The sequence below is a fragment of the Chamaesiphon sp. genome, assembly GCF_041737865.1.
Classification (GTDB): Bacteria; Cyanobacteriota; Cyanobacteriia; order Cyanobacteriales; family Chamaesiphonaceae; genus Chamaesiphon.
The window spans coordinates 1-11,170 of sequence record NZ_JBGSQZ010000039.1; the positions used below are offsets into that span (position 1 = coordinate 1).

Genomic DNA, 11,170 nt, shown 5'->3' on the forward strand with positions numbered 1-11,170 from the left:
CCGCATAAAACGCCGCCGAATAAAAAAACGACAAGACAGCGAATCAAGACAGAGGGTAGAGAGTAGAGGGTAGTTCTACAGTTTAAATAGCTCAAAACAACTTAATTTGATAAATTAGATCGAGTTGTTAGCACAAGCCAATCTTCAATTACTTTCGCAGAAGGTCTAATAACTACTTCTACCAGAGATGGCTGTTAAGTTTTTCAACCGCAATGCGATCGAATCATTGAGCACTGTCGGATCGTACCGCCATTCCCAATTACCTTCTGCCAAACCTGGAAAATTCATCCGCGCCGCACCACCCAAGCCCAGGATATCTTGGAGGGGGAAAATTGCAGTACTGGCGACAGAAGTCATTGCCAAGCGAATCATATCCCAGTGAATTCCGGCTGGACAAACACCGCCCGAATATAACAATAATCGATCGCGTTCGACACCTGTTAATTTCTCAAACCAGCCGACAGTTGTATCATTATCATGGGTACCCGTGTAGACAACAAAGTTAGGTGCATGATTGAACGGTAAAAACGAATTACCATTATCCGAACCGAATGCAAATTGGAGGATCTTCATCCCTGGAAACCCGAACTGATCCCGCAAAGCTTCGACATCTGGTGTAATTACGCCCAAATCTTCAGCGAGAATTGGTAAATGTCCCCATTTTTGTTGAATGGTATTAAATAAATCTGCACCTGGAGCCTTGATCCACTGCCCATTCATTGCTGTAGTTTCGCCCTGTTCGACTGCCCAAAATGCTTGGAAACCGCGAAAGTGATCGACGCGAATCACATCAACTAATTTCAGTAGCGATTCAAATCTTTGAATCCACCAATTAAATTGGGTACGTGCTAGATTTTCCCAGTGATAAACTGGATTTCCCCACAATTGTCCGGTTTCGCTAAAGTAATCTGGTGGAACGCCAGCCATCAGTGCGGCTTCACCTGTTTCGGGATCGAGTTCAAAGAATTCTTGATTTGCCCAGACATCGGCACTATCGTGAGCGACATAAATCGGAATATCACCGATGATTTCAACTTGGCGATCGCGTGCGTAATCTCTCACCGCCGACCACTGTTCAAAAAACTTGAACTGAACGAATTTATGGTAAGAAATTTGATTTTTGAGTTGATTTTGCCAATGAATTAGTGCAATTGGTTCGCGCTTGACCAACTCTGACTCCCAGTGATGCCAGCTCTTATTTTCGTGTGCTTCTCGCAGTGCCATAAATAAGGCATAATCATCTAACCAATAAACCTGACTTTGACAAAATTGGTCGAAACTAGATTTGTGGTCGGCATCGGCAAAGTTTTGAAATCGATCGAATGCAATATGAAATAGTTTAGCCTTAACTTCGATCGCGAGTGCAAAATCGATGCGATGAGTCGGAAATGTCGGGAGATTTTCTAAATCTGCTGGAGCGAGTAATCCATCATTTAAGAGTTTAACCGGACTAATCAATAATGGATTTCCGGCGATCGCCGAATAACACATGTATGGTGAATTTCCATACCCTGTCGGCCCTAGTGGCAAAATCTGCCAATATTTCTGTTGGGCTTCGTGCAAAAAGTCAATAAATTTGTACGCATCTTCACCTAAATCCCCAATCCCAAATGGGCTAGGTAATGAGGTTGGATGCAGGAGAATTCCACTGGAACGAGTCATGGGCTAGAGGGTAGGGGGTAGAGGGTAGGGGGTAGGGAATAGTGAGTAGGGGGTAAGGGGTAGAGTAGCGATTTTAAAGCCAATATCGCTCCGCTTTCGCAGGAGGTCTATTACAGGTTCGTCAATTGTTTCGGTCGATTGCGCTGAATACCTTTTCTTACCTACCCTCTACTCACTAAAATTTCAATACCTTGGCAACTGTCTGAACATCTTTGTCACCACGTCCCGAACAATTGATGACAATCTTGGGACTACCAGTAAGTTGTGGGCACAGAGTTTCCAGATAGGCGATGGCGTGGGAGGTTTCGAGCGCAGGTATAATACCCTCTAACTGGGATAACAATTGAAACGCATCCAAAGCTTGAACATCGGTCACACTGTAGTATTCCGCACGTCCCAAATCTTTGAAATAGCTATGTTCTGGCCCTACACCAGGATAGTCCAATCCGGCACTAATGGAGTGCGCCTCTGTCACTTGCCCCTCGTTATCCTGTAATAGATAACTCATCGCCCCATGTAAAACGCCTGGACGACCTTTGGTGAGCGTTGCTGCGTGTTTGTCGGTATCCACACCTTCTCCAGCCGCTTCGATTCCAATTAGGCGCACAGTTGGTTCATTGACAAACTCGTGAAATAGTCCCATCGCATTGGAACCACCGCCGATACATGCCAGCAGAATATCTGGTAAACCGTTCCATTTTTCGATCGCTTGTTCGCGAGTCTCCCGCCCGATAATCGCATGAAAATCACGGACGATCATCGGGTACGGATGAGGGCCAGCAACCGATCCGAGGATATAGTGCGTCGTCTCAACATTTGTGACCCAATCCCGAATTGCTTCGGAAGTCGCATCCTTGAGCGTCCCAGTTCCCGCCGAGACTGGATGTACCTCGGCACCGAGCAGCCGCATCCGAAACACATTGAGTTCTTGGCGTTCCATATCTTGAACGCCCATGAAAATCACACAATCTAGCCCAAATCGAGCGCAGGCCGTGGCTGTAGCAACTCCATGTTGTCCCGCACCCGTCTCAGCAATTACCCGCTGTTTGCCCATCCGTTTGGCGAGTAATACTTGCGCCAGAGCATTATTAATTTTGTGAGCACCAGTATGGTTTAAGTCTTCCCGTTTGAGGTAAATCTGGGCACCAGTGCCATCGGGACGCGCATAACGTTCGGTGAGGCGTTCGGCAAAATACAGCGGGCTAGGTCTGCCGACATAGTCCTTGAGTAGTCCATCGAGTTGTTTTTGAAATTCTGGATCTTTGGTATGTCGATAGTAGTCAGCTTCAAACTCCAGTAATGCTGGCATCAGCGTTTCTGGGACATATTTCCCCCCAAATTTGCCAAACCGACCGAGACTGTCTGGTTGTTGAAGCGGTAGCTGACGATTTTGGCTGGGTGAGAGGGGTGTTTGAGTCATGAGGTTTTTGGTAGTGGGGTGTCTGGCGAAGCTTGCTTGTGGTATATGGATCGCGGTTGAAATCTCGATCGGATCGCGATGAGATCGATCGCGACTCACTCAATCGATCATTATACCGCTGCTCGTTCGTACCGATCCACGATCGAAAAGAGGACGATCTAGTTTAGATCGTCCTCTTTTGGCTAATTATCACCGATCTAAGTGTTACTTCATCGCGATCGAAATTTACTTTTTCAGCCGCTCGCATCTAGTTTTAGATGGTTATCGATCGCTCGGTGATATCGGTTCAGATGCTTGCACCAGGCTGATTTAGCGATAGTAACGGTAGTCGCGGCGATAATCTCGTCGATCGTCACGGCGGTAATCGCGATCGCGGTAGTAATCCGACCGCCAGCGGTCACGAGCTTCACGTTTGCGCTCCCATTCTGCCCGACGATAGCGATACTCCCAGTTAGAATCATATCCTCGTCGGTATTGAGGGCCGATCTTGAAAATAACTTGGGCTTGAAGATCTGCCGATGGTGTTGGGAGTGTTGAAGTTGTGTGAGTAGCTGCCATCGCTTGAGCTGCTGGGAAGATCGCCATCGCAGTCAGTAAGCCGATCGCTAGTGATGTAAGTTTTGACATATATAAACTATCCTATAGTGACGTGAAATTTTTCGTCAAAGTAATAGGCTGAATATCGGACATTTAAGTAGATTGATTCAATTTTAGATCGCGCTCTGTGTATTTATCATCCATCTAAAGTCCTACTTCATAGCTGATTCTACTTATCAAAAGTCACGATATTTTTATTAAAAAACGTGACTATAGTCATGTTCTTTTGTAACCGTTACTAATGTTGCCCTAATCCGTACCAGCTATCCTCAGCCAGGGAGCGAAACCTAGTCGGCAGATGATAGCGATCCTATTTGAGCAGTTTAATCATAGATGGCGGGCATACTGTCGCTAGAGGCTACGCATTATCAATTATCAATTAATTCAACTCATCTCCAACATTTTTTGGATTGGACGTAAAGCTGCTAGCCGGACATCTTCAGCCATCGTAATCTCTGGCGATCGAGTCTTCATTGCCAGATATAATTTTTCTAATGTATTCAATCGCATATGCGGACATTCATTACAAGCACAATTATTAATCGGCGGCGCAGGGATAAACTGTTTCAGCGGTTGAACTTTCTGCATTTGGTGAATAATTCCTGGCTCTGTCGCGATAATGAATCGATCGCTCTGACTCTGGGCTGTATATTTTAATAACGCACTTGTCGAACCGATAAAATCAGCATGACGCAATACTGCTTCTTCACACTCTGGATGTGCGATGACTTTAGCATCAGGATAGTTGATTTTTAGCTGTACCAACTTCTTCTCCGAAAAAGTTTCATGCACGATACAACTTCCTTGCCATAATACCATCTCCCGCTCTGCTTGCTGCATCACATAGCGACCTAGATTGCGATCGGGTGCAAAAATAATTCCCTGTTCTGGTGGAATTTGCTTGACAATTTTTACAGCATTAGAACTCGTGCAAATAATATCACTCAGAGCTTTAATTTCCGCCGTACAGTTGATATAAGAAATCACAATATGGTCGGGATATTTTGCTTTAAATGCTGTAAAAGCAGCGGGCGGACAACTATCAGCCAGCGAACAGCCCGCTGCTAAATCTGGTAGTAGCACTAATTTATTTGGATTCAAAATCTTGGCAGTCTCAGCCATGAAGTGAACGCCAGCAAATACGATAACATCAGCATCGGTACTAGCAGCTCGCCGCGACAATTCGAGTGAGTCCCCAATAAAGTCTGCTACATCCTGAATCTCTGAATCCTGGTAATAATGTGCGAGGATGACGGCATTGAGCGATTGTTTTAATTCCTGAATTGCCGCTACAACATCAACAGGAATTCGATCTGGGTTAGCAGTTGGACGTGCGGTGGCAAACATTTTGGTGGTGAATATGGGGATATTTAGATCGATCTATTCTAATTATAGTAGATTTTACCAAAATGCGAAGTAAGTAGAATAATGTGAGTTGCTCTTGAGGCAGCGACTTCGATCGCATAGTAGGCACTCGTCTTCGATCGATGCCGACTCTCGATCTCCAAGGTCTATCGCTCGATAGATCCACACAATTATCAAAAATTGTTAGAATTATCCAATCAAGTGATGTTACAATTTGACCGTTATTGACCCAATCTGATACTAATACATGATTATGATTGCTGGCGTTACTTCCCAGACGATTCTACGGTCTAAGTCATCTCAGATCGATCGGTTCGTTGGCGCAGCCTCTCCTGGGGAAAATTTAGCACAGATGTTGCGTTTGGGGACGGTCGTAATATTCGCGGTCGCGCTTTCGGGCTGCTCTGTGCCCAAAAATGATGCTGATGCTCAAACTACCCGACCTGCGGCAGGGGGGCGGAGTCAGACGGCGGCTGTGGATGTGGCGATCGCGACGATCGCGCCCTTACAATCGGTGAGAGAATATACAGGCACGACTCAACCCTTGCAGGAGGTAGCGATTCGCGCTCAGGCAGAGGGTCAACTCCAAAAATTAAATGTGGATGTGGGCGATCGTGTCAAGCAGGGTCAAATCTTGGCAGAAATCGATGACGCGCTATTGAGTGCGACGACAGCCGAAGCCGAAGCCGAATTGGCGTCGCGGCGCACAGAAATCAGTCAACTTCAGTCGCAGGTAAGCGATGCCAGAATTCAGGTAGAACAGGCGCGGCTAGAACTTCAACAAGCTCAGTTTGATGCGAATCGCAATGATGGTCTTGCCAAAGCCGGAGCTGTATCTACCCAACAAGGACAGCAATCGCGTACTCTTGCAAATACCGCCGCACAGGTATTGAGATCGGCTCAACAAAAGGTTCGCGTCCAGCAACAGGCGATCGTCGTCGCTAATGGTCGGATCGGAGCGCAACAGGCAGTACTCGCCCAGCAGCAAGCGCGACGAGCATATGCAGTACTCAAATCACCTCTGTCTGGGGTGGTGTTGACGCGATCGACCGAAGTGGGCAACGTCGTCCAGGTTGGGAATGAGTTGCTGCGGTTGGGCGACTTTAGCCAAGCCAAGGTAAATGTGCAAGTTTCGGAACTCGATTTGGCACAGGTGCGATCGGGTGGAGCTGCCAAGGTGCGGTTGGATGCTTTTCCCAATCAGCAATTTGTTGGTAAGGTGACACGGGTTTCACCTGCGGCTAATCCCACTTCGCGGCTAGTACCTGTCGAAATGACGATTCCCAATCCAACTGGCAGAATTGGGAGCGGCTTACTCGCACGGGTGAGCCTGACGCAACCGACAGTCGATCGAGTTGTCATCCCCCTCTCAGCTCTGCAAGACAATCCACCCCCCGCTAGTGGAGCCAATGCCAAACCTACACCAAGTAGTGCCAACCCTAATCCGACCACACCACTAGCTCGTACCAAAGGGAGGCTATTTGTAGTCGTCCGTCAAGGTGAACAGTCACAAGTTACCGCTCGATCTGTAGCCCTCGGTCAACAACTCGATGGCAAAGTCCAAATTCTATCGGGGCTGGCTCCTGGCGAACGCTATGTCTCCCGCGCTGGTAGACCGCTCAAAGATGGGGAAGCGGTGCGATTGAGTATTTTGTCTACTCAGTGAAGCTCGTCTGGGTTATTGGAGTTGTTGCGTAGTCCTTTACCCCACCCCAGCCCTCCCCCGATCGAGGGGAGGGAGCAAGAAAAGCTCCCCTCATATATGTGGGGTTGGGGGTAACACCATCCGAACGAAGTCACTCATCTGCTGTAGGCTCTTTTTCCGCAGGAAGCCGGAACATTGGAAGAGCTATTTCCTCACCCCTATAATAATAGATGCAAAACCCTCCATCCTCCGGCTTCAGCCTTAGTACCCTATCGATCCGCCAGTATATCGGCACCCTGATGTTGACCCTCACCGTCATCATCGTCGGGATATTTTTTATCACCCAATTGCCCGTAGATCTGCTCCCATCAATTACCTATCCTCGGATCGGCGTTCGCCTGGAAGCCCCAGGGATCTCTCCAGAAGTCGCGATCGATGAAATTACCCGACCATTGGAAGAAGCCCTGTCTACCACCGATGGCGTGGTTCAGATCTACTCCCAAACCCGCGAAGGACAAGTCAACCTCGACCTCTACTTCAATCCTGGCAGTAATATCGATCAAGCCCTCAATGACACTACAGCCGCCTTCAACCGCAACCGCAACCAATTACCCGAATCGATCGAAGAACCCCGCCTCTTTAAAATCGATCCTTCCCAGCTCCCCGTCTATGAACTGGCTTTGACAGCACCTTCACTCCAGGATGTAGACTTACGCATCTTTGCTGATGAAGAACTGTCCCGCGAACTGGGTATCGTCGAAGGGGTGGCTTCAGCCGATGTCTCTGGCGGCGTGCAAGAAGAAGTCCGCGTCGATATCGACCTCAATCGGCTCCAATCGCTCGGAATTAGTTTACCCACTGTCCTAGAGCAACTCACCCAGCGCAACCAAGATGTCTCTGGCGGACGCATTCGCGGCGATAGTACCGAACCCCTCACCCGCGCAGTCGGACGCTTTGGGAATGCGAGTGAGATCCGCGATCTGGCGTTTGCCAGTGGGGGACAAGCGACTGCTAGTAGCACTGCTCAGACGAACACCACCACAACTACCACTGCTACGCCAACTACCCAACCAGCCCCAGCGCAGCAAGTCTATCTACGGGATTTCGGCACAGTCACCGATGGTACCGAAGAAGAGCGGGTATTCGTCAGTCTCAATCGTAACAAGGCAGTCAAAATCAGCGTCCAGAAACAGCCTGATGCCAATACGGTATCGGTCGTAGAGGCAGTCAAACTGAAGATTGAGGAGTTAAGACGATCGGGGACGATTCCAGCGGATATGGTCATTACGCCGACGTTAGATGAGTCAGTGTTCATCCGCAACTCTTTGGCGGATGTGATTACGTCGGGGCTATCTGGTGCACTGCTGGCGGCGATTTCGGTATTTATCTTTTTGGGTTCGCTGCGGCAGACATTTATTATCGCCTTGACGATTCCGCTGTGTACTTTAGCCGCCGCGATCGTGATGAAGTTAAGCGGTTTCTCTCTGAATATTTTTAGTTTGGGAGGATTGGCAATCAGTGTCGGACAAGCGATCGATACTTCGGTGGTAATTCTCGAAAATGTCAGCAAACGGATCGAAGCCCTCAAACTCGATCGCCGCCAGAATGGTTCTAGTAGCGATGATTATGCCAGTAGTGCGATCGCGGCTGTCGAAGCTAGTAGTCAGGAAGTAGAATCCTCCCTAGTTGCCTCTACGGCTGCCAACTTAGTTTCGGTATTACCTTTCATCCTGGTGGGTGGTTTTATTTCCTTACTATTTAATGAACTCATTCTGACGATCTGCTTTGCGGTAGCCGCTTCACTAATTGTCGCCTTGACTGTCGTCCCCATGCTGTCAGCGCGGTTATTTGCGATCGAGCGATCGAGTGGCTTAAATCGGCTGTGGGTATTACGAGCATTCAATCAGCGGCTCGAAGGTGGGACGCGATCGTATGGCAATATTCTCACCAAAGTCATCCGGTATCCTGCGATCGTCGTCGTCACAGCATTCGTCCTCTTGGGCGGTAGTGGCGCACTTATGGCGGGGCAGATTCCCCAAGAAATTCTCCCCCGCATTAGTACGGGACAGGCGAATGTCTCCGTCCAATTTCCACCAGGGATCTCAATAGCTACCAATCGTCGCGTGATGGCAGCGGTTGACGATGTACTGCTCAAACAACCAGAAACCGAATATGTGTTTACCACCGCTGGCGGTTCGTTGTTTGCCAATACCGTATCTTCCAATCCCTCCCGCAGTACGGGTAGTGTCACCCTCAAGTCAGGTAGCGACGTGCAGGAATTTACCGAGCGCACCACCCAGCAACTAAATCGGCTTAACTTAGCTGGAATTCGGGTGCGAGTAACTGCCGGATCGGTACGCGGTCTGATCTTAAATAATTCACCAGTGCGCGGCGCGGAAGTCGATGTCGTCCTCCAGGGGCAAGACGCTGAAGTCCTCAGACAAGCCGGAAGGCAAGTATTGGCAGCACTGGACGATCGAGTCAAATTATCCGCTTTCCGTCCCGATGCCGACGATCGCCAGCCTGAAATCCAAATTCGCCCCAATTGGGAACGTGCCAACGAGTTGGGTCTGACCACTCAATCGATCGGTAGCACGATTCAAACCGCGATCGAAGGTTCTGTGCCGACCCAGCTACAGCGGGGCGAGCGGCTAGTCGATGTCCGCGTCCGGTTGAACCAATCCTTACTCAAACAGCCATCTCAGCTCGCACAACTCCCACTATTTGTCAACAACAATTCCTTAGTGCGATTGAGCGATGTTGCCACGATTTCCGAGGGACAGGCTCCAGGGGAGATTCAACGCATCGACCAACGCCCAGTATTTATTATCGCGGGGAACCTCAACAGAGGAGCGAGTCTAGGTGCCGCCCTCACTGAAGTCCAGCAAGTCGTCTCCGAGCTGAAGCTACCCGCTGGTGTGACCCTCCTGCCCAGCTATGCGGGAAAAACCAATCAAGAACTCCAAAGCGCATTAGTCTCCCTCGGCAGTTTAGCCGCCTTTTTGGTATTCGTGGTGATGGCAGTCCAATACAACTCGATTATCGATCCGCTGGTAATTATTTTGACCGTCCCCTTAGCACTAGTTGGGGGATTATTAGGCTTATATGTCACCCAAACCGCGATCGGCATTACCGTCGTTGTCGGTGCGGTATTGCTCGTCGGGATTGTCGTCAATAACGCGATCATCATGGTGGAAACCGCCAACCAGATTCGTCAAGAAGAAGGACTCGATCGACCCACCGCCATCCTCAAAGCCGCACCCGAACGCCTCCGCCCGATCCTGATGACTACTGTCACCACCGTGCTGGGACTATTTCCCCTCGCACTAGGGATCGGCGAAGGGTCAGAATTCTTGCAGCCATTGGGGATTGTCGTTTTTTCTGGCTTGACTCTAGCCACCATGCTAACGCTATTTATCATCCCTTGCTTTTACGTGCTGCTCCACGATATCTTCAAGCGAGTGAAGATTGGCAAATTAGTCGATCGCACTAAATCGCTAGTAAAGTCCAGTCATAAGTCCTAGAATTAGATCGATTACCGATCTGACTGTAATCAATCGATTCTGGTGGATGGGTAATAGCCTTTAATTTCTTGATTATAAAAGCTCCCGATCGAATCAGTCGCTTGGAGGTCTTCCCAAATTTCTGGCTCGACTGCTGAATATTGGTAGACTGCGCCGCTGTTAAACTCAATTTGCAGGATCTCGCGATCGCGATCGTAGCCGACTTGAGCAGCCATTGTCGAACAGGCGGGTAACATCTCAATCGGTTCTTCCCCAGGCTCAATCGCAGTAGTAGAGGCAATAATTCGATCGAGTAGCTGCAAGCCTTCATAAGCTGCTAATGGAGCGGAAATTTCAATATATTCGATCTCCTCTTCGCGCTCAATTAGCAGCTTGAGTCCATTCTCATCATGCGCGATCGCTCTCAAGCTGCTTAAATCGATTTTACTTAGCTTCATCTGAGTTTTTGCTCCTGCTAGAAGTGAGATCGTCAGTTACTGCATAGTACTATTGTACCATATTTTGACTTGCACAACAATGTAGTCACTAGATCGGGATCGAGTTTTGATATCTTTTAGCTGTGGAGATTTCAGGTGATGTTATCAAATCTCAAAGCCTTGCCTTTAATCTGCGATCGAATCGTCCCCTGTTCGTAGACAATATGCCCATTGACGATCGTCTAAACCGGATAACCCGTCTAGTACTAGCCATTCCCCATCAGCCAAGAGGATGCGGGCATGACGGATTAGCAAAGAATTTACCGAAAGGCGGGCGTTCATCCCCCCGTTTCAACGGTGGGGATGAACGCTGCTGCGGCTTTAGTGCTAGGCGGGGCACCCGATGCGTGACAAGTTAAGAAAAGTCGAGGTTTGTCAAGAGGGGAAAGAAAAGATGTCAAACTCAGACTAGCACAGAGTTAGAACTGAGTTTGACCAATGCCCAAAAAGCGGAAAACAAATCGCGACCACGCCAAGCGAA

The 11,170-nt window shown here is 48.8% G+C and carries 8 protein-coding genes; 2 read left to right on the top strand and 6 right to left on the bottom strand.

From position 1 onward, the window contains the following. Nucleotides 1-165: 165 nt before the first annotated feature. From malQ to nadA, 4 genes are all read right to left on the bottom strand, one after another. Nucleotides 166-1,662, bottom strand: coding sequence for a 4-alpha-glucanotransferase (gene malQ, locus ACEW9J_RS02640; RefSeq protein ID WP_373543596.1), 1,497 nt, complete (start codon nt 1,660-1,662; stop codon nt 166-168). 175 nt (nt 1,663-1,837) lie between these two features. Continuing rightward, nucleotides 1,838-3,082, bottom strand: a complete 1,245-nt coding sequence (trpB, locus tag ACEW9J_RS02645; RefSeq protein ID WP_373543603.1) for a tryptophan synthase subunit beta — start codon at nt 3,080-3,082, stop codon at nt 1,838-1,840. A 309-nt stretch (nt 3,083-3,391) separates the two neighbouring features. Next, entirely contained in the window at nt 3,392-3,709 is a 318-nt protein-coding gene (locus tag ACEW9J_RS02650; RefSeq protein WP_373543597.1) for a hypothetical protein, read from the bottom strand. A gap of 354 nt (nt 3,710-4,063) precedes the next feature. After that, nucleotides 4,064-5,026: a quinolinate synthase NadA gene (gene nadA / locus ACEW9J_RS02655; RefSeq protein ID WP_373543598.1), complete on the bottom strand. Its 963-nt coding sequence runs from the start codon at nt 5,024-5,026 to the stop codon at nt 4,064-4,066. A 271-nt stretch (nt 5,027-5,297) separates the two neighbouring features. On the opposite strand from nadA, the gene ACEW9J_RS02660 reads away from it, so the two are divergent. Both ACEW9J_RS02660 and ACEW9J_RS02665 read left to right on the top strand, forming a co-directional pair. Further along, the gene (locus tag ACEW9J_RS02660) at nt 5,298-6,710 is read left to right on the top strand and encodes an efflux RND transporter periplasmic adaptor subunit (protein ID WP_373543599.1); all 1,413 of its coding nucleotides are present in this window, start codon (nt 5,298-5,300) and stop codon (nt 6,708-6,710) included. A gap of 209 nt (nt 6,711-6,919) precedes the next feature. Continuing rightward, nucleotides 6,920-10,213 carry an efflux RND transporter permease subunit gene (locus ACEW9J_RS02665; RefSeq protein WP_373543600.1) on the top strand — a complete coding sequence of 1,098 codons (3,294 nt, stop codon included), beginning with the start codon at nt 6,920-6,922 and terminating at the stop codon, nt 10,211-10,213. A gap of 29 nt (nt 10,214-10,242) precedes the next feature. Here ACEW9J_RS02665 and ACEW9J_RS02670 read toward each other — a convergent pair whose 3' ends face one another. Together ACEW9J_RS02670 and ACEW9J_RS02675 are read right to left on the bottom strand one after the other, a co-directional pair. Continuing rightward, complete coding sequence (locus ACEW9J_RS02670) at nt 10,243-10,650, bottom strand: KTSC domain-containing protein (RefSeq protein WP_373543601.1); 408 nt, start codon at nt 10,648-10,650, stop codon at nt 10,243-10,245. 165 nt (nt 10,651-10,815) lie between these two features. Next, the gene (locus ACEW9J_RS02675; protein ID WP_373543602.1) at nt 10,816-10,971 is read right to left on the bottom strand and encodes a hypothetical protein; all 156 of its coding nucleotides are present in this window, start codon (nt 10,969-10,971) and stop codon (nt 10,816-10,818) included. Between the last annotated feature and the right edge of the window lie 199 nt (nt 10,972-11,170).